This window comes from Thermovirga lienii (genome assembly GCF_036847465.1).
GTDB classification, from domain to species: domain Bacteria; phylum Synergistota; class Synergistia; order Synergistales; family Thermovirgaceae; genus Thermovirga; species Thermovirga lienii.
Window position 1 is genome coordinate 1 of the sequence record NZ_DAITZW010000003.1, and the last position, 20,449, is coordinate 20,449.

Genomic DNA, 20,449 nt, shown 5'->3' on the forward strand with positions numbered 1-20,449 from the left:
TTATCTCTTTCACTTTACCAAAGTAGACGGAACGAAATATAGGCTCATCTACATTTACCTGAAACATTTATGTTGACAGTTGAGCCGTCCCTGCGTATAATGTTCGCCGTTATGTGGGGCGTTAGCTCAGCGGGAGAGCACTTGCATGGCATGCAAGGGGTCGGGGGTTCGAATCCCCCACGCTCCACCATTTTTATTGTCTTGTTCCCTTCTCCTGCTCCCCTAGTAGATGCGAAAGCGGCCTAATGGGTTATCTTTTAGTTGATTGTAGAGACTCGGTTTATGGTTTGTGGACACTCCATTTGTTTCCCTCAAAAGCGTAGGTTGGATGTATAATATTACGAAAGCAGCGAACCACTTCAATAGGATAAGAATAATCCTGTAACCAGGGAAAAGAAAGGAGCGAGAGAATTGGACCCTAAGGGAGTTCATTTCATAGTTGAAGCCTCAGGCTGTTCTCCTGTGATAGGAGAAGTAGATAGGATGCAGGAAATATTAGTTGAGTCTGCCAGGAGAGCCAATGCTCAGATATGGGCTGTGTCTTTCCACCGTTTTCCGCCGAATGGAGTTAGTGGAGTTGTGGTTATTAGTGAGTCTCATCTCTCTGTTCATACATGGCCCGAAGTGGGTTACGTAGCGTTGGATATCTATACCTGTGGTTCGGAAAGTCTTCCGGAGAAGGCCGTGGATTATGTGCTCGAGATGGTGGAAGCCAAGCATACTCATGTGACGGAGATAACTAGAGGTTTGGAGGACAACGGAGACCATGAATTTTACCATTCCCTTATAACATGGGAGGAAGTCCTGAAAGAAGATAAATAAGATTTGCTCCTTCGAAAAAAGAGTGTTGATTATGGCAGATGTGTTGATTCATGCCAAAAAAGTTGACGAAATTACAATGAAACAAATAGAAGACATAAGCCACCACCCCGTGGTGAAGGGGTTGGTGGCTATTATGCCTGATTGTCATGCAGGAGCGGGATGTGTGATAGGTTTCACTGGTAAGTTCGTAGGTGGGGTCATCCCCAACGTGGTTGGAGTGGATATTGGGTGCGGCGTTTCTGCGGTGTGCCTAAATGGGATTAAAAGAGATGATGTGAATTTCGGAGATCTTGACAGATACATAAGGGCAAAGATTCCTCTTGGGATGAAGCATCATAAGGACAAAAATGCTCTTGCCATTATGCGTAGAGAGTACCCTGCTCTCTACGAAGAGATGATAAGTTTGTCTGAAAAAGCGGAAACTGACTTTTATGGCGGCAAGATGGGGAAGAAAACCAAGATTCCCCCGTGGTCCCAATATGGTACCTTGGGGGGAGGTAACCACTTTATAGAGATAGACCAAGATCCTCAAACAAAAGAGTTGTACCTAGTGGTACATACAGGAAGCAGGCACTTTGGTTACGATGTGGCCAATTTCTTCCAAAGAGAAGCCAAAAAGTTCTGTAGGAAAAGGTCAGAGCATTTGCCCTCCGGCTTGGAGTATTTGCCTTTGGACGAGGGCGGAGCGGAATACATGAAGTGGCTTGTCGTGGCGCAAAGGTATGCGGAATTGAATCGCTTTACCATCTTGGCGATCATTTTGAGATACTGGGGTGAGATGTTACGCGAAGATAGACTAATTCAAAGCGTCCATAATTACATAAGCCAAAAAGACGGAATAGTAAGGAAGGGCGCCATTTCTGCTCATAAGGGTGAAAAGGTCATAATTCCTCTTAACATGGCAGAGGGTGTAGTGATCGGCTTGGGTAAGGGTAACGAATTGTTTAATTATTCTGCCCCCCATGGTGCAGGTCGGGCTTATGGCCGAAAAGAGATGAAAAGGATGCTTGAAAGGGGTCAGATAACCCTGGAAACTTTTAGGAAGAGCATGGAGGGAGTTTTTTCGACCTCAATAAGTAAAGACACAATCGATGAGGCTCCCATGGCATATAAAAATTGGGAGGACATACAGGAGGAGCTTCAAGAAACTGTCGATATAGAAAAAATATTGAAACCTGTTTACAACCTCAAAGCTCCTGAGTAGCTTCAAAATGCTGGAAGTTCCATTAAAAAAGCGGTGCTCCTAAAGGAACACCGCTTGATTTCTTGGTAGCCCCAACGGGATTCGAACCCGTGTTGCAGGACTGAGAACCCTGAGTCCTAGACCGCTAGACGATGGGGCCACTATTAGTTGGCTGGGGGACAGGGACTCGAACCCCGACTTCTTGATCCAGAGTCAAGCGTCCTGCCGATTAGACGATCCCCCAACTTGCGAAGCCATGACGTTAACTCGCCACGGCGCCGGTTATATTATCACGGCTTCGCACTTTATGCAAGTCCGTTTTGCACGTTTTGCTATAAAAATTTTCGTCTTGCCTTTAGACACGTTTTGACATGCTCTAATGGGCTTTTCGTGTTATAAAATATAAAGGCTTGGTAAGGATCATATGTCTGCGGGGGTGTTTTTTGTGATTAAGATAGAGTCAGCCGGATATAAAGAGCTCTTGAGCAAGAGGCCTTTAAATGTTCAGGCTGTATATTCAAATGAACCAGTTGCTTTGGTCAGTGGCAGAGACATAGCGGAAGCAGCGAAGCGGAAAGGCGCCATAGTACTTGCGGCTAACGTAAGAAACCCCCTTACCATAAAAGGGGTTTTGAAAGCAGCTAAGAAAAAACGAGCTGCCGTTTTGTTGGAACTAGCCAAATCAGAGGCAACCTACTGTGGTTGCACTTTTGAGAACGTTCCTGATTTTGCCGTTCAGTATTCCGCAGAGCTTGGACATGGGGTTGTATTTGGTCTGCACGTGGACCACTACGGAATTAAATCAAAGGAAGACCTTTTAAAAGCTATTTCCCATCTAGGCCGTATTGTGGAAAAGGGGTGGACTTCTGTCGCAGTTGACGCTTCCCATAACCCAGACTGGGAGAATTTTTGCTACACCCGAGATGTGGCAATGTCTGTGCCTCCATATTTGGGCCTTGAAGTAGAAGTGGGAGAAATCAAGGGGCCAGGAGAATTGACCACGGTTGAGGAAGCCCTTTTCCTGGTTGGGGGGCTTAACGCCTGGGGAATATTCCCAGATTATCTAGCCATATCCAATGGCAGCAAACACGGCACATACGATACAACTAAGGGAGAAAGGGAAGGCATAGATCTTGAAAGGACAAAAGAGGTAGCAGATGCTATATCCCAATTTGGTGTTTCCATAGCTCAGCATGGCATATCTGGTACTCCATTGGACAAAGTGTCCTTGTTCCCCAAGTACGGTATAAACAAGGGTAATGTAGGGACCCTTTGGCAAAACATAGTCTTTGGCCTGGTGATGGACCCAGAAACAGGTAACGCAATCACAGAAAACGGTGAGTTCGTCAAAGATCCAAACAGGGGAATACCTCAAGACCTGTGGCAGGAAATTGTAAAATGGGCTGATTCTCAAGGGTACTCTCGAAATGATGGCAACTACAAAAAAGCCAATAAGCCCTTCCATGATGCCATAATGTCCTTGCCTGAAAAGGTAAAAGAATCCATCGTGGAGGAAACTGCCGAGTGGGCTGAAAGGTTTATAGATTGCTTTAATTGCGAAGGAACAGCAGAACTGGTCCTTGAAATAATGTCGGAGAGGCAAGATCATAATTGCGCTCCCTGCAGGAAGGTGCTGTCTCATCGAAGTGATTACACACAGGAGAAAGCTCCTAACAGAAGAAAACTAGAAGGAAAGGATTATTCCGATTAATTTTTTGCGTTTTTTTCGGAGGTGAATTAATGGAGAAAAAAATCGGTAGGGGCAAAAAGAGGCGAAGGACCGCAAGGGATGGAGAGCTCCTTTTTGTCCCATTGGGAGGTCTTGGCCAAATAGGCCGCAACATGTTCGCCCTGGAGTATGAGGATGAGATGATGGTAGTAGATTGCGGTTTGATGTTCCCTGATGATGAGATGCTGGGGATAGATTTTGTCATTCCTGATGCCTCATACTTATTTGAACGGAAGGAAAAGATAAAAGGTCTCATCTTGACTCATGGTCACGAAGATCACATAGGTGCTTTGCCGTTCATCTTGCCCAAGCTGGATGTTCCTATATACGGGACAAAGCTAACGCTGGGGATGGTCGCAAACAAATTCTTGGATGTGGCTCCAGATTATCCGCTACAGATGAACGAGTTCAAGGCAGGAGATGTGTTCAAATTAGGTAAAAACTTTAAAGTTAAGACGATTTCTGTGTGTCATTCCATACCCGATGGTGTAGGCCTCGCCATAGAAACCCCTGTGGGCACAGTGGTACACACAGGAGATTTCAAGCTGGACCCCACGCCTGTGGACGGAAAGGAGACGGATTATGCAGCCTTTGCCGAGCTGGGTAAAAAAGGCGTACTGTTGATGCTGTCCGATTCCACTAATGTGGAAAGGAGCGGTTTTACTCCTTCAGAGCGTGTTATAGGGTCGACCCTGGAACGGCTTTTCCGCCAGTACAGGAACAAAAGGATCGTGATAGCAGCCTTCGCCAGCAACCTGCACAGGGCCCAACTGGTCTTCAACGCTGCAGCGGCCTTCAACAGGAAGGTTGCCCTTGTAGGCCGGAGCATGATTCAAAATGTTAGGCTGGCAAGGGAGCTTGGCTATATTACTGCTGAGGATGACCTTTTTGTGAAAGCCGAGGACATAGAGAAAATGCCTGCAAAGAAGATGGTGGTGTTCACCACAGGAAGCCAAGGTGAACCCTTTTCAGGGTTGGTGCTGATGAGTAAGGGCGAACATAGGCATATAACGTTGAACTCCAAGGATGTGGTAGCTGTCTTCGCCTCTCCCATTCCGGGAAATGAAAAGCTGGTTAGCAGGACCATAAATCAGCTTTTTTCCTGCGGTTGTGATGTGGTCTACGACAAGGACCAGCAAGTACATGTGTCTGGTCACGCATCAAGAGAGGAACTGAAGATGATGTTGAGCCTTGTGAAGCCCAGATATTTTGTGCCTGTCCACGGTGAGTACAGGCACTTGGTTAGGCACGCGAATGTTGCCCAGGAGATGGGCATACCTAAGAAAAATATTTTTTTGATGCAAAACGGTGATATCTTAAGAATTACCGCCCACAAGGCCAGCCTTAAAAAAGCTGCAGCGCCGGCAGAGGGTGTTCTGGTGGACGGTATGGCTATAGGTGAGATGCAAGGAAGTTTGTTGAAAGAAAGAAAAGACTTGTCCGAGGAAGGGGTGATGGTGGTCTCCGTAGTTCTTGATTATAAAGGGAGATTGTTAGCGGATCCTGTGATAGAGACCATGGGCTTCATCCATATAAAGGACGCCGTTGTTTTGCGAGAGGAGCTTTTAAAGGTCATTAAGATAGCTCTTGAAAGGGCAAGGGGTAAAAGACCGGGGGATAAAGATTATTTGTCCTCAATCCTGAAGAGTCGCATAAAAGAGTCTTTGAAAAGATTAGGTGTGGCCGCAAGGTCCTCTCCTGTAATTTTGCCACTAATTTCTGTCGTGGAAAGGTAATTATCTTCTAAATTCAGCAACCAGGAGGAGATTGTTTTGTCTACTAGTGTCATTTTCAACTTGCTTGGTGGTTTGGGGCTTTTCCTATATGGCATTAAGATTATGGGCGAGGCGCTACAGGATCTAGCTGGGGATCGGATGCGCAAGCTCATAGCAGCTTTGACCAGCACTCCTTTCAAAGGAGTTTTGGTGGGTACCTTGGTCACCATGCTAATTCAAAGCAGTAGTGCAACCACCGTCATGGCCACCAGCTTCGTGCATGCAGGGCTCATGACCCTTAAGCAGGCCATCGGTGTGATAATGGGGGCAGCAATAGGAACTACCATAACCGCGCAGATAATCGCCTTCAAGATTTCTGCTTTTGCAATGCCGCTTATAGGCGTAGGGATGGTCTTCGCTGTTTTTGGTAAGACGAAACGTCAAAAATATATAGGAAACGGCATAGTAGGGTTTGGTTTGCTTTTCGTGGGAATGAAAACCATGGAGCATGCCATGTATTTCTTGAGGGATCATCAAGGGTTGTTTTTGGCTTTCTCTCACAATCCCATCTTAGGGGTTATTGCCGGTACTGCGCTTACCATGGTTGTTCAGTCAAGCTCTGCTACTGTAGGTCTGACAATGGCCATGGCATCTCAGGGGCTTCTTCCATTGGAAGCTGCGATTCCCATCCTTTTTGGTGATAACATAGGAACCACGATAACTGCGGTATTGGCATCGTTGGGATTGAACAGGTCAGCCAAGCAAGCTGCGTTTGCTCACGTGTTCTTCAAAGTAATTGGTGTCGTCATATTTTTGAGCATATTACCTTTCTTCCTTAAGATTGTTGCAATGTCATCCCACGATATATCGAGGCAGATAGCTAATGCCCATACCATGTTCAACGTAATGAATACCATGATCTTTTTGCCTTTTACCGGGTTGTTTGAAAAATTTGTCAGGAAAGTGGTACCTGACACCGGGGAAGTCATGCAGATGGGACCTCGTTTTTTGGACCGTAACCTGATAACTGCTTCTCCCGTCGCTGCGGTAGAGGCAGTGAGGAAGGAAATGGTACGGTTGGGCCTTTTGGTTAAGGACATGTTGCAAGACGTCTTCAAGGCATTCATTGAGGAAGATGCCAAGGTAATAAATCAGGTGCTCCAAGCGGAAAGATGTGTCAACGAGCTCACTAGAGAAATAACGGCCTACTCTACTGAACTTATGCAGGAAGCCTTACCTCCAGTGCAATCTAAGTCGTTGTCTTTTTACGTCAACGGGATTGGGGATCTAGAGCGTATAGGTGACCACGCCGAGAACCTGATAGAGCTTTTTGAGTACAAGATTGAAAACAAAATTGTTTTCTCGGAGCAGGCCATAAAAGAATTCAAGGATATGATGAAAATAGTTTTGGATGCCGTTACCCTGTCCGTTGAAACCCTTGAAAACGTTGACTTGAGCAAGGTGGAAAAGGTCCTGTGGCTGGAAGTAGAGATAGACAAGATGGAAAGGCACCTGAGGAAACGACACATTGAGAGATTGAACGAGGGCGTATGTCAGCCTTCTGCTGCGGTTGTTTTCATGGATATACTTAGCAACCTGGAAAGGGTTGGAGACCATGCTCACAACGTCGCGCTGCTGGTTAAGGATATAGAGCAGGCCAGGAACGAGGAGTAAAATATGATCAAATCCGTTTTACTGGGAGCCCTACAGGGATTTACTGAGTTTTTGCCAGTATCAAGCTCTGGGCACCTAGTTTTGGCGCAGAGTCTCCTTGGCTTTGCTGAACATCCCTTACCATTCGATATATTGCTTCATATTGCTACAATGCTGGCAACGGTGTGCTTTTTTTATAAGTCCATCTGGGAAGCCTTGAAGGGATGGCTATGGGGGTTTACAAGGAGGGACCTTAGGGATTCGTGGGGCTGGAAGACAGGATGGGCGGTTATAGTTGGCAACGTCGCAACCGTTTTTGTGGCGCTCCTAATGAAAGACAAGGTGGCATATATGTTCCAGTCCCCTACATTTGTAGGTATAGCGCTCATCATAACGGGCTTGGTTTTGTGGTACGGATCCGGCAAGAAGGGAACACGTATAAAGCCTGACCTCAAATCTGGCTTTTTGTGTGGTTTAGCCCAGGGAATAGCTGTGATACCTGGAATTTCCAGATCCGGAATAACCATTGTAACGGCTTTAGTAAGGGGGTTTTCCCTGGAAGAGGCCTTTAGATTTTCTTTTATGCTCTCGCTGCCAGCAATAGGTGGTGCAGTCATATTGGAGATCTTGGATGCTGGTGCCATAGATGCTTTTGCTTCCAATCTTCCAAAGGGATGGATATGGGGAGTTTTGAGTGCTTTCCTCTGCGGTATGTTTGCTTTGGCCATTCTAAGAAGGGTAGTTATATTTGGCAAGTGGCGATATTTTTCGGTCTACTGTTTTGTTGTTGGTGTTTTAAGCCTTTTTGTCGGGATGAAAGGAGTTTGATGCTGTATGGCGAGTGGTCGTTCTGGCCGTTGGCTTATTTTCCTGTTGATGGTTATTTTGGGGACTTTTTTGGGCATTTTCCTGAGTAGGTTTGGTGTGCTTGCCAAGTATTTTAAAAATATAGTAGATGTTGGCTTTGATACTGGCTCGCTGGACCTGCTGTTTATAAATCTGCGATTTGCGCTCTCATTCAAGATAAACTTAGGCACCTTTATAGGAGCGTTGGCGGGCGTATGGTTCTTGAGATAAGGGATATGCATATAGTGTTGGCCTCTGGATCTCCTAGGAGAAAGGAACTTCTTCAAGGTCTAGGTTGGACCTTCTCTGTTGTTCCTTCGAACGTACCTGAAGATTTTCCTCCCGAGATGACCCCAGAAGAAGGAGCTGTGGATGTCGCCAGACGAAAAGCCGAGGATGTTGCTAGGAATTACCCTGATGCCTTAGTAATAGCAGCGGATACAGTAGTGGTTTTGGAGAACAGAGTTTTAGGAAAGCCCCAAAATAGGGAAGAGGCGTTCTCTATGTTGAGTCAACTTGCTGGGCGGCAGCACGTAGTAGTGACGGCCATCGCCTTGTGTTACAAGAACAGATGTCTAGTGGACGCTGAAAGGACAAAGGTCTGGTTCCGCTCCCTAACCAAGGAAGATATAGAATCTTATGTTGCCTTAGGAGAATCTTTTGATAAAGCTGGAGCTTACGGAATTCAAGATAGAGGAGCATTACTGGTGGAAAGAATAGAAGGTTGTTTTTATAACGTTATGGGTTTGCCTCTCTTTAGGTTAAGTAAGATGCTGGAAGAACTTGGTGTCTCTTTAGAAGCGCAGTGGAGGACTGGGTTATGAACAAAAGGATTTCGTTGTTTGCTTTATTGCTTCTTCTATCGGTTTTGGCTGCTGTACCAGGCCTTAAAAATCGCTTGGCCGTTGAAAGAACTCATAACACGGCTGGTATGGTCCTGGAAATCCAGGATATCGTGGGGATGGCATACGAATCGGGGAAAGCCTTTCCCCAGGTGATCTCAGAGCTTAGAGAGAAGGGGCTTTCTGCAATTGCTGTTAATGAGCTTACAGGAGAAGCTTTAACCCAAGGATACAGTCTATGTGGGTACGGGACAGCGTTGGATTTTGTCCCCAACCTCAGTTACCCTACGGCCTCAATGGCAGCGCTGATGTTGAACCAAGAGTTAGACCAAAAGATAAAGGCACTTATTCTAGAGTATTTGCGCAATAAATACCCAAAGACAGAAGTTTTGGATGTGCCAGGTGGAACTGTAGTGGTCCTTCCCTTTGATAGAACTTTGGCCTTTGATGCGGGGATAGTACCCGATTTTTCAGGCCTTTTGTTGGCTCAAGAGACAGGTCTGCCCATAGTTTACAGGCCCGGTTCCGCCCCAAAGGTCAAAAGTCATGACTTGGCTCGAGCATTAGATTGGCTTTTAGATAGGTTCCATGGTATCAAGGCTATTGTACCAGGAGGAGTAGTGGTAGCTGGATTTCCTGACGTTGATGCAGTAGCCGCAGTGTTGAGAAAACACTCCATTGCTGTTGCCGATATAGAGTTTTCTAGACAGATAGGCGCGAGTCAACTTGAAAGAGCTCTTTTCCCTATGATCTTACCTCTGCACAGTGTTACAAAGGAGGAGATTATAAGCAGGAGGCTCTCCAGGGATGTGCTTATAGATAGGTTCGTTAGGGCTGCAAGAGAGCGATCTGTCAGGTTGCTCTACCTTCGTCCCCCAGAGTTACTTTCTGTCTCCAGCCTGGACAGTACTGCTGGAGAGATGGAGAGGATAAAAAACAGGTTACAGAACTTGGGTATTAGCATAGATTGGCCTAGTACTTACCCGTTGATTAAAACTGGTTTGTTTTCATATTTCGCTTTAGCTTTAGTTGTTTATGCTCTTTCATGGCAGCTGTTACTTTGGTTTTTTGCAATAGAGGGTACGACCGTAAGTGGAAGGGCGGCTCTTTTGATCATTATCTTAGCTCTAATCTCTGCTCTTCCATTAAGCAAGGTTGGCTTGCTTTTAAGGGTTTATGGGGCAATTGCCGCAGCTTTTGGAGCCTTTGCAGGAGCTTACCTTGCTTTGGAGGAAGGGGACAGGCCTGTAACTAGAATACTACGGGGCTTTTTTGTTTCAGTAGCAGTGGGGCTTGTGATAGCTTCGGTTTTTGGGAATACATGGTATATGCTGAGAATGAGTGCTTTTTCGGGGGTAAAGCTGACACTGCTTGTCCCGCCTGTTTTGCTTTTGCTCTTGGATCTGAGAAGACGAATTCACCCCGAATCATTGAAAGAAGTCATGTCCAGGCCACCTCTTTGGGGAGAGATAGTTCTTTTTGCCCTTTTGGTGGTAGCTGCCGGAGTTATGCTCATAAGAAGTGGCAACGTTTCATTGGTTCCAGGCTGGGAGAAGGCCACAAGGGACCTTTTGGAAAAGGTCCTAATCGCGCGACCTAGGACGAAAGAGTTGTTGGTGGGATACCCTTGTTTGGCGATTTGGTATTATACAGTGCGATGTAATCTTTGGCCCAGGTATAGAGAAATATTTCGTCTTGGGGCGGTTTTGGCATTTGCTTCCATGATAAACACCTTTTGTCACTTCCATACTCATCTGTCTTTTACTTTACTGAGGGTTTTTAATGGTTTATGGGGAGGACTGTTGATAGGTATTTTGGCGATTGTGGCCATCAGGTTTTTGTTGTTACCTTTGTGGAAGCGTTGGGGAAGTTTATTGGTAGAATGAAAAGGATATTTAAAGTTGCCCTTTGTGGGTATTACGGTTTTGGAAATTTAGGTGATGAACTACTTGCGGAGGCCTTGGTTAAGCTCTTGGAGAAACAGGGGGTTGCAAGGAGCGAGATAGTTATTCTCTCTTCGGCCCCGGATCTTTACGAGAAAAGGTTTGGTATAAAATCAATACGACGAGATGATCCTGCAGCGCTGTGGGGCGTGTTTAGACGTACCGATAGCTTGTTGTTGGGCGGAGGTGGATTGTTTCAAGATGTGACCAGTTTCCGTTCTTGCCTGTACTATTGGGCTGTGGTAAGAATGGCCAAGCTAGCTGGTTGCAATGTTTGGGCTTTTGGAAACTCCATTGGACCTCTTAAAAGAAAGTTATCTGCATACCTGACTACAAGGGCTTACAAGGCATGTGATTTTGTGGCTGTAAGAGACCAGAAGGCTTTGACGTGGATAAGAGATAGGGGCATTGTAGGTTATAAGATTCCAGATCCTGTCATATATTTGTGGAACGAACGTATGCTTACTGCCTCTATGCCTATTGACAACAATAGGCTTTTGGTAAATTTTAGACCGTGGAATGGTGTTTTGGAAAGGCAGGGTGCCGAGGCGGTTAGTAGCTTTGCTAGAGAAAGAGGTTTAAGTGTAATTGGAGTTGCTCTCTCTGAGGAGGATAGGCTTTGTATGGAGGAAATCCATAGAGAGGGTATCATTGCCTTCCGAGAAATAAAGAGAATTGCTACGTTGGATGATGTTTTGGAAGTTATGGGGTCCGGCGAGATGGCAGTTGGAATGCGTCTTCACTTTTGTGTTTTATCTCTTATGTCGGGTTTTTCCCCTACTGCCATACCTTATGACCCAAAAGTAAGGGAGTTTGCCGCAGAATGGGGGTTGCCCATTTGGGAACGAGGAAGACCTCTTAGAGTTTTACCTAAGGAAGATGCTACAATAAGGAACAAGCTAGTGTCCGCAAAAGACAATATCGAAGCTTTAATGACTAAAGCTCTGAACCAAATGATAGGGTGAGTCCGAATGGAAAAAGAACGAGAAGACTTTCTTAAAAAAACGGCGCTGGAAATCAGAAAGGACGTAGTTAGAACTATAGGAGTTGCCAATGCTGCTCACTTGGCATCCTCTCTTTCCATAGTGGAGATACTAGTTTACTTATATTGGGAAGTAATGAAGTTTAACCCCCAAAAACCCTATTGGAAGGAACGGGATCGTTTTGTCTTCAGCAAAGGACACGCATGCCCAGCCCTCTACGCAGTCCTGGCGAGGTTGGGTTTTTTCGACAGAGAAGAGCTTTGGAGCTACAGGAGGCTTGGAGCTATGCTTCAGGGGCACCCTGAATACCGTAGGACTCCTGGGATAGATGCTCCTAGTGGGTCTCTGGGTATGGGGTTAGGCATCTCTGTGGGGATGGCTCTTTCTTTGAGGCTCAGGCGTTTGACTAGCAGAGTGTTTTGTTTGTTGGGGGATGGAGAATTCCAGGAAGGTGCTGTTTGGGAGTCTGTGATGAACGCAAACCACTACAAGCTCGACAACCTTATTGCGATCGTGGATGTCAATGGTTATCAAATGGAAGGAAAGACCGAGAGTATAAATAATTTGGAGCCGTTGCAGGATAAGCTGGAATCATTTGGATGGAAAGCCTACCAATGCGATGGGCATGACCTGAAGGAATTGGCGAGAGTCTTCAAGGCAGTTTTTGCCTGTAAGGGGGCACCCTGTGCAATACTTGCCAGGACCATTCCAGGCAAGGGATTGAAGAAGATAGAGGAGGGGGTTTTGAGCCCTACAGAGCCCATGTCTCGTCTTTTGATGGAGGAGGCCCTCAGGGAATTGGAGGAGCTGGATAGAACCTATTTCAGAGAAGGGGAAGAGCAAGGTGGATAGGAAGAGTACCCGCGATGGATTCGGCGAAGCCCTATGCGAGTTGGGGCGCATCAGAGACGACGTAGTTGTAGTGGACGCAGATGTTGCGACTTCAACACGCACTGAAGGTTTCAGAAAAGCTTTCAGCGAGAGGTTTTTCAACGTGGGGATAGCAGAGCAGGAGGCAGTGTTGGTTGCTTCCGGAATGGCTTTATGTGGTGAGCTTCCTTTTGTCAGCTCTTTCGCTGCATTCCTTACTACCAGAGCGTACGACCAGATACGGACTTGTATCGCCATGCCTAACTTGAACGTCAAGTTAGTAGGGACCCACGGAGGTATAACCGTGGGAGAAGATGGCATTACTCATCAAATGACCGAGGACATCGCCCTCATGAGGAGTCTTCCCAACATGAAAGTTTTTGTCGCATCGGATTTCAACTCAGCGAAGGCTTTGACTTTTCATTTGGCTGAAATAGAAGGGCCGGCATATTTGCGGGTGGGACGGGAACCCACACAAAAAATCTACGAAGCGGGAAACGACGATTTCCCCGTAGGAGAAGCCAAGCTGTTGAGGCCTGGAGATGGAGTAACCATATGTGCCTGTGGCATCATGGTCCCCGAGGCGCTAAAAGCAGCGGAGATCCTTGGCAGTCAGGGCATAAACGCAGAGGTTATGGATTGTTACTGCATTAAACCCCTTCCTAAACAACAAATTCTGGCATCTATAAGGAGGACAGGGTGTTGTGTGATCGCAGAGGAACACAACATTATTGGAGGATTAGGTGAAGCCGTTGCAAGAGTTGTAAGTGAGGAATATCCGGTACCTATAAGATTGGTTGGCGTGTCCGATAGATATGGGCAAAGTGGTACGGCAAGGGAGCTCCAGGAGTATTATGGGCTGACTTACAGAGAGATAGTAGGAGCCGCTGCGCAAGTTTGGGCTTTGAGAAGGAGGTAAGCATGGAGATAAAAATAGAAGGCGTGGTCAAGCAGTTTCCTCCTGATATACTGGCCCTTAGGAATATAACCATCACAATTCCCCAAGGAGACTTTGTTTACTTGGTAGGTCCAACAGGTTCGGGAAAGACTACGCTGATGCGCCTAATAACCAGGGAGGTCGTGCCCACCAAGGGTAGGGTCCTGGTAGGAGGAACGGACCTGAGAAAATTGGGCATGACGGATCTTGCGTACTATAGGAGAGAGATAGGAGTAGTGTTCCAAGATTTTCGTTTGTTGCCCCACCTTACCGCATACGAGAACCTCACTTTTGTCCAAGAAGCCATAGGAATGCCCAGAGACCTCATCGAGGAGAGGACGAACGAGATTTTGGATAAAATGGGCCTGTGGCGTAGGCGCTTTCTATACCCTGAACAACTTTCTGGAGGGGAGCAACAAAGGCTTGCCATAGCTAGAGCTACTATAAATTGTCCAAGCATATTATTGGCCGATGAACCTACTGGTAACCTGGATTTGCAGACTGCCGAGGAAATAATGAAAATATTGTTATCCATAAACGCTACGGGCACCACCCTGGTGGTGGCTACCCATAACCAATATATCGTGGATGAATTCAGGCAGAGGGTCATTAGTTTGAGAGGTGGGCGCATTATAAGAGATGAGAGAAAAGGAAGGTTCGAGATAGATGACGACTTTTAAATACATTCTCCGAGATGCGTTCCGACTTATGACGAGAAACGTTACTTTGAGTTTTTTGACTCTGGTTACGACGGTGGCAGTTTTTTTCTTGATCAGCTGCAGCATCTTGTTTGTAATGAACATTAGAAACATTGTGGCGGGTATAGAGAATAACCTCATGATTACTGCCTATGTTACCAAAGACAAATCTTCTGCACAGGCCGTGGCGGAAAAAATTGGCAATTTGGAATGCGTCGATTCAGTAAAGATAGTTACTCCTGATAAAGCTCTTGAAGAACTTAGAGCCAGGTTGGGCAACCAAGCCGATGTTGTGACCTTGCTAGACGACAATCCCCTTCCTCCGAGCGTAGAAATAAGGCTGAAAGATGCCAGTGCCGTTCCTGTTGTGGCCAGAGAGCTATTATCGATGGAGGAGGTTGAGGACATAGTGTACGCAGGAGAGTTGGCAAGAAGGTTGGAGACTCTGTCTGCGTTCGTGTCAAGGTTTTCCTTTGGGGTGCTTGTTATCGCCTTGGCCGTGGGGGCGTTGGTCGTTTTCAATACTATAAGAATAGGGGTATATGCGAGGAGAGAGGAAATCGAAATCATGCTGCTAATAGGTGCAACCCCGGGTTTTGTGGCATTCCCTTTCGTTCTACATGGATCCCTTATAAGCTCTTTTGGGGCTTTACTGGCAGGAGCAGGTGTGTATTTTTCATACGAGCGAGTTGTTAGTGCGTTGATGGCAAGCATGCCCTTTTTAAATTTTATGACTGACCAATCTGTAGTTATGGATTTATGGTTTTTATTGGTCGGTGGAGGTTTGACCGTGGGATGGATTTGCAGTTGGCTGGCCGTTTCCAAGTTTGTTAGGCGCGCTATGAAGCCTCGGTAGTTGGGGAGATCTTGGAAGATGAGTAAAAGAATAAGCCATGTGGCTTTATTGCTCTTAATAACTTTTTTGCTGCTTTTACCTTTGATGGGTATAACGCAAAAGGCTGTCTTTGCAGGCAGCTCCGCTATTGCTGATTTAGACACTTCAATAAAGGCCGAAGAGCAGCGTCTTGAAAGGATAAAAAAGCAGATAAGCTACCACGAACGTCAGGTTATCCAGGCCAGCAAGAGAGAGAAAAATATTCTAAAGGACCTTTCGCAGATAGGCCAAAAAATAGTTTTGCTGGAGCAACAGATAAGGCTTTTGAATTTGAGAGAAGAACGTACACAAATGAAGATTGAAGAGCTGACGAAGGAAATATCCAAGACTAACGGAAACATAGACAAAGGCAAGGAGATAGTGGCAAGAAGGTTGGTGGCTTTATATAAATATGGCAATGTGGCACAGTTCAATCTTATCCTGTCGGCTTCAAATGTCCATGAAGTTTTGAACAACGTTTTTATACTCAAGCGTATTTCCGAGCAGGATGAAAGATATATATTGGGACTTTTGGACTCTTCAAGACGCCTTGAAGAATCCAAAAAAGAACTAGAAAATCAAAAAGCGCTTTTGGCCAAACAAAAGGCCGAGCTGGAAGCTAAAAGAAGGGCCCTAAGGACGGCTCAGGCCCAGCGTGAACAGTTACTCAAGAGAATCTCCAATCGCAAGGAGCTGCACCTGAAGGCGGCCAAGGAATTACAGGATGCGCAGAAGGAGCTTGAAAACAAGATAAGAAATTTGATATTGAAGAAGAGACAACTTGCGGCCAGGAGTTCTCAAGTCCTCACTTACAAGGGAGGAAAGCTTAGATGGCCGGTGAGAGGTAAAGTTACCAGCACCTTTGGGGTAAGGGTACATCCTGTGTTCAAGACTAAAACAGCACATACTGGTTTGGATATACAAGCAAGGGAAGGTACGCCTGTAAGGGCTGCAGCCGAAGGGGAGGTTTTGTTCACGGGATGGCTCAATGGATATGGTCAAATAATTGTCTTGGATCATGGGAGCGACTTGACTACGGTTTATGCCCACCTTTCTAGAGTTTCGGTAACAGAAGGCAGCAAGGTAAAATCTGGCCAAGTGATCGGGAATGTGGGTAAAACTGGTTTGACTACAGGAGCTCACCTTCATTTCGAAGTAAGAGTGGACGGTAAAGCCGTTGATCCGATGAAGTATTTAAGAAGATAGAGTTAGGGAACGGGATTCTCAGAGAGGTGAACATAGAAGATGTGGAAGAGATTGCGAGATATCACAGCTGGAATAATCATTGGCGCCATTCTTGCAGGTGGGGTCCTGATAACTTTTGCGGGAGAGGGTAAGATATCGAAAAGTTCCGAGATAAGTGAACTCTTGCCGTTCAGTCCTTCTGAATTGTGGCTAATAAAGCAAGCCAGGATAATAATGGAAACTTACTTTGTTGAACCCCCGGAGAAGATAAAAGAAGAAGAGATTCTCTATGGAGCCATAAGGGGAATGATCAAGTCTTGGGGAGACCCATACAGCCGTTTCGTGGATCCCAAGGAACTAGAAAACGAAGAAATAGAGATGGAGGGAGAATATGGAGGATTAGGAATATATATAGCTCAGAGGGATGGCAGGACGTTGATCATAAGTCCAATAGAAGGAACTCCTGCTGAAAGAGCAGGAGTGAAGCCCATGGATGAGATCGTAAAGATCGGCGATGAAGTTATTTACGGTTGGGATCAGGACAAGGTTGTAAAAAACCTTAGAGGGGAGCCTGGGACGAAAGTCACTATATGGGTAAGAAGAGAGGGGCACGAGGACCTCATAAAGTTTGATATAACCAGGGAACTGATCCAGATACATACTGTAAGGCACGAAATGCTGGACGGTTATGGATACATAAGGATTATACAGTTCAATCAAAGGACTAAAAGCGAATTTTCCAGCGCCCTCAATGATGTTATAGAAAAAGGTGCAAAAGGGATTGTTTTGGATTTGAGGAACAACCCCGGAGGGCTTTTGGATGCCTGTATAAGTGTAGCAGACATGCTCATAGATGACGGAATAATAGTTAGCACCAGGGGGCGTTTCGAACGGGCTAATGAGGTCTATTATGCCACGCCAGGCAAAATGACGGATCTCCCGATCGTCGTTTTAGTGAACGAAGGTAGTGCTAGTGCATCAGAAATATTATCTGGTGCTTTGAAGGATCACAAAAGGGCCATAGTTATGGGGAAAAAGACCTTTGGTAAGGGATCAGTGCAGACCTTGTTTTATTTGCCGGATGCATCTGGAATTTTTGTTACAATAGCAAAATACTACACGCCTAACGGGACAGTTATAGACAAAATAGGCCTTGAGCCCAATATAGTCGTCGAAGGGGAGTTCGAGAAGGATCACGACAAAGATGTACAGCTTAAAAGGGCTATAGAGGAGCTTAGCAAGCTTGCCGTTGGCCAGGGAGTTAAAACCAATTAAATAGAAAGAAGGCTGGTTCTTATAAGCTTTCGGAGTAGATATAGTCTAATTTTATTAGTTTCTTCCATTATTTGTTTATTGATTAGTAGTGGTAGGATAGTGTATGCCAGTGATAAGCCAAAGGTGGCCATCGTCGTAGATGACTTTGGTTATTCTTTGCTTCAGGCAAGGAGAATCGCTAACATAGATTTGCCTTTGACGTGGGCAATAATTCCATATAAAACTCACAGTGCTGCGATAGCGGATATGGCTAGAAAACGAGGGATTCCTTTTATCGTTCATTTACCTATGCAGGCTTATTCGGATTCTGATAATGGGCCTTTTCTCGTAGGGGTGAACATGCCCTATACAAGGATTCGCCAGGTCGTCAGAAATGCCATATGGTCTTTGCCAGGTAGTTGGGGATTGAACAATCACAGGGGTTCAAGGGCCACTTCAGATAGAAGGGTCATGACGGCGGTGATAGATGAAGTAAAAGCGGAAGGCCTATTGTTTTTGGATAGCCGGACAAGTTCCAAATCTGTGGCGTTTGATGTAGCAAAGAGTGCTGGGGTTCCAAGCGCCAGAAACAGAGTGTTTATCGATGGAGATCCCGACATGGATGTTATGCAGGAGCGGTTTGCTCAACTTAAGAGCATAGCCATAAGGAGAGGCGGAGCTATAGGAATTTGTCATGTGAGGGAAAACACTATTGAGTTTTTGGAGACTATATACAAAAGTGCCCATTCTGATGTAGAATTTGTCACTGTGCCTGAATATCTGGAGAATTACCCTCTGGGCATAGAGGAGGAATAGTCGTGAGAGGAAAGATTGAAGCCTTATTAGGAGCCCAATGGGGCGACGAAGGAAAGGGAAGGGTTGTAGATGCCATTGCATCAAGGGTCGATGTCGTCGCAAGGTTTCAAGGAGGAGCTAACGCTGGTCATACAGTTATAGCTGAAGGCGAGAAGCATATATTTCACCTTTTGCCTTCAGGTATTTTGTTCCCGGGCAAGACGTGCATAATCGGTAACGGTGTAGTCGTGGATCCTGACCAGCTATTGGAAGAACTTGGTGAGCTTCAGAGAAAGCATAAAGACAGGGCTCGATTGATAATAAGCGGGGCTGCCCATGTGGTGATGCCTTACCATAAACTCCTCGACGGGATGGAAGAAAGGTTTAGAGGTGTAGGTAGGCGTATAGGAACTACGAAAAGGGGTATAGGTCCCTGTTATGTCGACAAGATCAGTAGATGTGGTATCAGGGTGGAGGATTTGTTGAACGAGGACGTGCTGCGGGAAAAGCTGGCTTATAACCTAGAGTTGAAGAATGTAATACTTTCGAAAGTATACAACGAAGAACCTTTGTCCTTTGGAAAGCTATTTGAACAGGCTAGAGAATGGGGTGAGAAGCTATCTCCCTTTGTTGGAGACTGCTCATTGGAGATAGAAAGGGCGCTACAACAGGGGAAAACGGTTTTGCTGGAGGGTGCGCAAGGAACCCTTCTGGACATTGATCATGGAACATATCCTTATGTCACCAGTTCCAACGCTACCATAGGAGGGGGACTAACGGGCTTAGGGATCGGCCCATCTTCTATTTCCAACGTCATAGGCGTAGCCAAGGCTTATTGCACCCGAGTGGGCTCTGGTCCTTTCCCTAGCGAAGCTGACGAGGAAACTGCCAATTGGCTGAGGGATCGTGGTGGCGAGTATGGTGCAACCACTGGCAGGCCAAGGCGGTGCGGTTGGCTTGACCTGGTTGCTCTGCGATATGCTGTCAGAGTGAATAGTATGACCATGTTGGCTCTTACAAAGCTCGATGTTTTATCCGGTCTGGAGAAAATCTACGTGTGCACTTCCTATATTACAGAGAAGGGAAAGACGGAGAACTTCTCCGGAGGTAGCGCCTTTCTTGAACAGGCTAAGCCAGTATACGAGGAATTGCCAGGGTGGCAGGAGGATATAGGAGAATGTAGGACCTTCGAGTCGCTACCCAAGGAAGCCAGAAAATACGTGGAGTTCATAGAAGAAGTGATAGGTATTCCTATTACGCTGATAGGTGTAGGAGCGGAAAGAGAGCAAGTAATAAAAAGAGGATTATAAGATAAATCCAAGCGATAAGCCCCAAAAAGCAAGAAAAGGAGAGGAAGATTACTCCCTCTCCTTTTTTTTTGCGAATGGTGGGCGACACAGGGTTCGAACCTGTGACCTCTTCCGTGTGAAGGAAGCGCTCTCCCACTGAGCTAGTCGCCCTTCGTGGGACATTATATACGGCAAAGGGCGTTTTTGCAACTTGGCATCGGAGAAGTCAGAATAATTATTAAAATTAAAATGCACCTTGCATCTAAGTTTGCTGTTGATGATTTTAAGGATGAATGTATAATGTATATTAAATGGGGGGTGGAGTGCAGGTTGTCTTTCATTGAGATACTAGAGAAAACAAAATTTTTTTGGGAGGAATATGGTTTTTCAACGTGGCAGTGGCAAGAGCTTGGGGGGGTTTACCGCAGGGTGACCTTCAAGAAGGATTCGCTAATGGGAGAAATTGCGAGGTATTACGCTGATGATTACGTAGTTTTCACTCATAACGGTTTGTCTTCTGCTCAGAAGATTCTAAGTCAGTGGAAGCCCATCCCCGACGTAATGACCCAAAGGGTGCTCATGGTAGTGAACGACCCATTACATGGTCATCAAAAGATTTTGCACAAAAGTTTCTTGTTTGGCTTTAGAGGATGGATAGATGTTTCTTTTTACTGCCCTGAGGGAGATGACGTGCATCGTAAATTTTCGGATCTGGCTGTTCTTGTGAGAAACGCTTTTAAAATCTACAATAAGGTGACATCTCAGGTAGAAGGGGGGAATGTCCAGTAAAGAAGGGGTTTTAAACAGGAATTTGCTAATATCAAATTTCGG

General features: G+C 45.9%; 19 protein-coding genes and 4 tRNA genes. 20 read left to right on the forward strand and 3 right to left on the reverse strand.

Features of this window, described 5'->3' with window-relative positions; all coding sequences use genetic code 11:
• Window positions 1-115: 115 nt before the first annotated feature.
• The 3 genes from V7Z69_RS01880 to V7Z69_RS01890 all read left to right on the forward strand — a co-directional run bounded on the left by V7Z69_RS01880 (window position 116) and on the right by V7Z69_RS01890 (window position 2,026).
• Window positions 116-190, forward strand: a tRNA-Ala gene (locus V7Z69_RS01880).
• A 221-nt stretch (window positions 191-411) separates the two neighbouring features.
• Window positions 412-822, forward strand: a complete 411-nt coding sequence (gene speD, locus V7Z69_RS01885) for an adenosylmethionine decarboxylase (RefSeq protein ID WP_014163526.1) — start codon at window positions 412-414, stop codon at window positions 820-822.
• 31 nt (window positions 823-853) lie between these two features.
• The gene (locus tag V7Z69_RS01890; RefSeq protein ID WP_334138220.1) at window positions 854-2,026 is read left to right on the forward strand and encodes an RtcB family protein; all 1,173 of its coding nucleotides are present in this window, start codon (window positions 854-856) and stop codon (window positions 2,024-2,026) included.
• Window positions 2,027-2,089: 63 nt separating this feature from the next.
• On the opposite strand, the gene V7Z69_RS01895 is transcribed toward V7Z69_RS01890, so the two are convergent.
• Both V7Z69_RS01895 and V7Z69_RS01900 read right to left on the reverse strand, forming a co-directional pair.
• A tRNA-Glu gene (locus V7Z69_RS01895) sits at window positions 2,090-2,165 on the reverse strand.
• Between the two features lie 9 nt (window positions 2,166-2,174).
• Window positions 2,175-2,249, reverse strand: a tRNA-Gln gene (locus tag V7Z69_RS01900).
• A gap of 180 nt (window positions 2,250-2,429) precedes the next feature.
• Here V7Z69_RS01900 and V7Z69_RS01905 point away from each other — a divergent pair.
• From V7Z69_RS01905 to V7Z69_RS01980, 16 genes are all read left to right on the forward strand, one after another.
• Window positions 2,430-3,716, forward strand: a complete 1,287-nt coding sequence (locus V7Z69_RS01905) for a class II fructose-bisphosphate aldolase (RefSeq protein WP_334138222.1) — start codon at window positions 2,430-2,432, stop codon at window positions 3,714-3,716.
• 29 nt (window positions 3,717-3,745) lie between these two features.
• A complete protein-coding gene (locus V7Z69_RS01910; RefSeq protein WP_334138224.1) occupies window positions 3,746-5,470 on the forward strand; it encodes a ribonuclease J in 1,725 nt (574 codons plus the stop codon).
• 36 nt (window positions 5,471-5,506) lie between these two features.
• Complete coding sequence (locus V7Z69_RS01915) at window positions 5,507-7,123, forward strand: Na/Pi cotransporter family protein (RefSeq protein WP_334138227.1); 1,617 nt, start codon at window positions 5,507-5,509, stop codon at window positions 7,121-7,123.
• Window positions 7,124-7,126: 3 nt separating this feature from the next.
• Complete coding sequence (locus V7Z69_RS01920; protein WP_334138229.1) at window positions 7,127-7,930, forward strand: undecaprenyl-diphosphate phosphatase; 804 nt, start codon at window positions 7,127-7,129, stop codon at window positions 7,928-7,930.
• Between the two features lie 6 nt (window positions 7,931-7,936).
• Window positions 7,937-8,179, forward strand: a complete 243-nt coding sequence (locus tag V7Z69_RS01925; protein WP_014163521.1) for a DUF4321 domain-containing protein — start codon at window positions 7,937-7,939, stop codon at window positions 8,177-8,179.
• Window positions 8,164-8,772 carry a Maf family protein gene (locus tag V7Z69_RS01930; RefSeq protein ID WP_334138232.1) on the forward strand — a complete coding sequence of 203 codons (609 nt, stop codon included), beginning with the start codon at window positions 8,164-8,166 and terminating at the stop codon, window positions 8,770-8,772. Before V7Z69_RS01925 ends, V7Z69_RS01930 begins: the two co-directional genes overlap by 16 nt.
• Window positions 8,769-10,676 carry a DUF5693 family protein gene (locus V7Z69_RS01935; protein WP_014163519.1) on the forward strand — a complete coding sequence of 636 codons (1,908 nt, stop codon included), beginning with the start codon at window positions 8,769-8,771 and terminating at the stop codon, window positions 10,674-10,676. Before V7Z69_RS01930 ends, V7Z69_RS01935 begins: the two co-directional genes overlap by 4 nt.
• A complete protein-coding gene (csaB, locus tag V7Z69_RS01940; RefSeq protein WP_014163518.1) occupies window positions 10,673-11,698 on the forward strand; it encodes a polysaccharide pyruvyl transferase CsaB in 1,026 nt (341 codons plus the stop codon). Before V7Z69_RS01935 ends, csaB begins: the two co-directional genes overlap by 4 nt.
• A 6-nt stretch (window positions 11,699-11,704) precedes the next feature.
• Window positions 11,705-12,568: a transketolase gene (locus V7Z69_RS01945; protein ID WP_334138233.1), complete on the forward strand. Its 864-nt coding sequence runs from the start codon at window positions 11,705-11,707 to the stop codon at window positions 12,566-12,568.
• Window positions 12,561-13,505, forward strand: coding sequence for a transketolase family protein (locus tag V7Z69_RS01950; RefSeq protein WP_334138235.1), 945 nt, complete (start codon window positions 12,561-12,563; stop codon window positions 13,503-13,505). Before V7Z69_RS01945 ends, V7Z69_RS01950 begins: the two co-directional genes overlap by 8 nt.
• Window positions 13,506-13,507: 2 nt before the next feature.
• On the forward strand, window positions 13,508-14,203 hold the full coding sequence (locus tag V7Z69_RS01955; RefSeq protein ID WP_334138237.1) for a cell division ATP-binding protein FtsE: 696 nt from the start codon (window positions 13,508-13,510) through the stop codon (window positions 14,201-14,203).
• On the forward strand, window positions 14,190-15,077 hold the full coding sequence (locus V7Z69_RS01960; protein ID WP_334138239.1) for a cell division protein FtsX: 888 nt from the start codon (window positions 14,190-14,192) through the stop codon (window positions 15,075-15,077). The genes V7Z69_RS01955 and V7Z69_RS01960 overlap by 14 nt, the downstream gene beginning before the upstream one ends.
• Before the next feature lie 18 nt (window positions 15,078-15,095).
• A complete protein-coding gene (locus V7Z69_RS01965) occupies window positions 15,096-16,301 on the forward strand; it encodes a murein hydrolase activator EnvC family protein (RefSeq protein ID WP_334138240.1) in 1,206 nt (401 codons plus the stop codon).
• A gap of 39 nt (window positions 16,302-16,340) precedes the next feature.
• Entirely contained in the window at window positions 16,341-17,555 is a 1,215-nt protein-coding gene (locus V7Z69_RS01970) for a S41 family peptidase (protein WP_334138242.1), read from the forward strand.
• 99 nt (window positions 17,556-17,654) lie between these two features.
• Window positions 17,655-18,350, forward strand: coding sequence for a divergent polysaccharide deacetylase family protein (locus V7Z69_RS01975; protein ID WP_334138243.1), 696 nt, complete (start codon window positions 17,655-17,657; stop codon window positions 18,348-18,350).
• A gap of 2 nt (window positions 18,351-18,352) precedes the next feature.
• Window positions 18,353-19,639, forward strand: a complete 1,287-nt coding sequence (locus V7Z69_RS01980) for an adenylosuccinate synthase (RefSeq protein WP_334138245.1) — start codon at window positions 18,353-18,355, stop codon at window positions 19,637-19,639.
• Window positions 19,640-19,714: 75 nt separating this feature from the next.
• Here the strand turns inward: V7Z69_RS01980 and V7Z69_RS01985 are convergent.
• A tRNA-Val gene (locus V7Z69_RS01985) sits at window positions 19,715-19,789 on the reverse strand.
• 129 nt (window positions 19,790-19,918) lie between these two features.
• Between V7Z69_RS01985 and V7Z69_RS01990 the strand changes: the two genes are divergently transcribed.
• The gene (locus tag V7Z69_RS01990) at window positions 19,919-20,407 is read left to right on the forward strand and encodes a hypothetical protein (RefSeq protein WP_334138246.1); all 489 of its coding nucleotides are present in this window, start codon (window positions 19,919-19,921) and stop codon (window positions 20,405-20,407) included.
• Window positions 20,408-20,449 lie beyond the last annotated feature (42 nt).

What these genes read in the sequence shown, in the direction of transcription:
- V7Z69_RS01890 (WP_334138220.1), top strand. Translation starts at nt 854, where the DNA reads ATGGCAGATGTGTTGATTCATGCCAAAAAAGTTGACGAAATTACAATG.
- V7Z69_RS01905 (WP_334138222.1), top strand. Translation starts at nt 2,430, where the DNA reads ATGTCTGCGGGGGTGTTTTTTGTGATTAAGATAGAGTCAGCCGGATAT.
- V7Z69_RS01910 (WP_334138224.1), top strand. Translation starts at nt 3,746, where the DNA reads ATGGAGAAAAAAATCGGTAGGGGCAAAAAGAGGCGAAGGACCGCAAGG.
- V7Z69_RS01920 (WP_334138229.1), top strand. Translation starts at nt 7,127, where the DNA reads ATGATCAAATCCGTTTTACTGGGAGCCCTACAGGGATTTACTGAGTTT.
- V7Z69_RS01925 (WP_014163521.1), top strand. Translation starts at nt 7,937, where the DNA reads ATGGCGAGTGGTCGTTCTGGCCGTTGGCTTATTTTCCTGTTGATGGTT.
- V7Z69_RS01930 (WP_334138232.1), top strand. Translation starts at nt 8,164, where the DNA reads ATGGTTCTTGAGATAAGGGATATGCATATAGTGTTGGCCTCTGGATCT.
- V7Z69_RS01935 (WP_014163519.1), top strand. Translation starts at nt 8,769, where the DNA reads ATGAACAAAAGGATTTCGTTGTTTGCTTTATTGCTTCTTCTATCGGTT.
- csaB (WP_014163518.1), top strand. Translation starts at nt 10,673, where the DNA reads ATGAAAAGGATATTTAAAGTTGCCCTTTGTGGGTATTACGGTTTTGGA.
- V7Z69_RS01945 (WP_334138233.1), top strand. Translation starts at nt 11,705, where the DNA reads ATGGAAAAAGAACGAGAAGACTTTCTTAAAAAAACGGCGCTGGAAATC.
- V7Z69_RS01955 (WP_334138237.1), top strand. Translation starts at nt 13,508, where the DNA reads ATGGAGATAAAAATAGAAGGCGTGGTCAAGCAGTTTCCTCCTGATATA.
- V7Z69_RS01960 (WP_334138239.1), top strand. Translation starts at nt 14,190, where the DNA reads ATGACGACTTTTAAATACATTCTCCGAGATGCGTTCCGACTTATGACG.
- V7Z69_RS01965 (WP_334138240.1), top strand. Translation starts at nt 15,096, where the DNA reads ATGAGTAAAAGAATAAGCCATGTGGCTTTATTGCTCTTAATAACTTTT.
- V7Z69_RS01970 (WP_334138242.1), top strand. Translation starts at nt 16,341, where the DNA reads ATGTGGAAGAGATTGCGAGATATCACAGCTGGAATAATCATTGGCGCC.
- V7Z69_RS01990 (WP_334138246.1), top strand. Translation starts at nt 19,919, where the DNA reads ATGTATATTAAATGGGGGGTGGAGTGCAGGTTGTCTTTCATTGAGATA.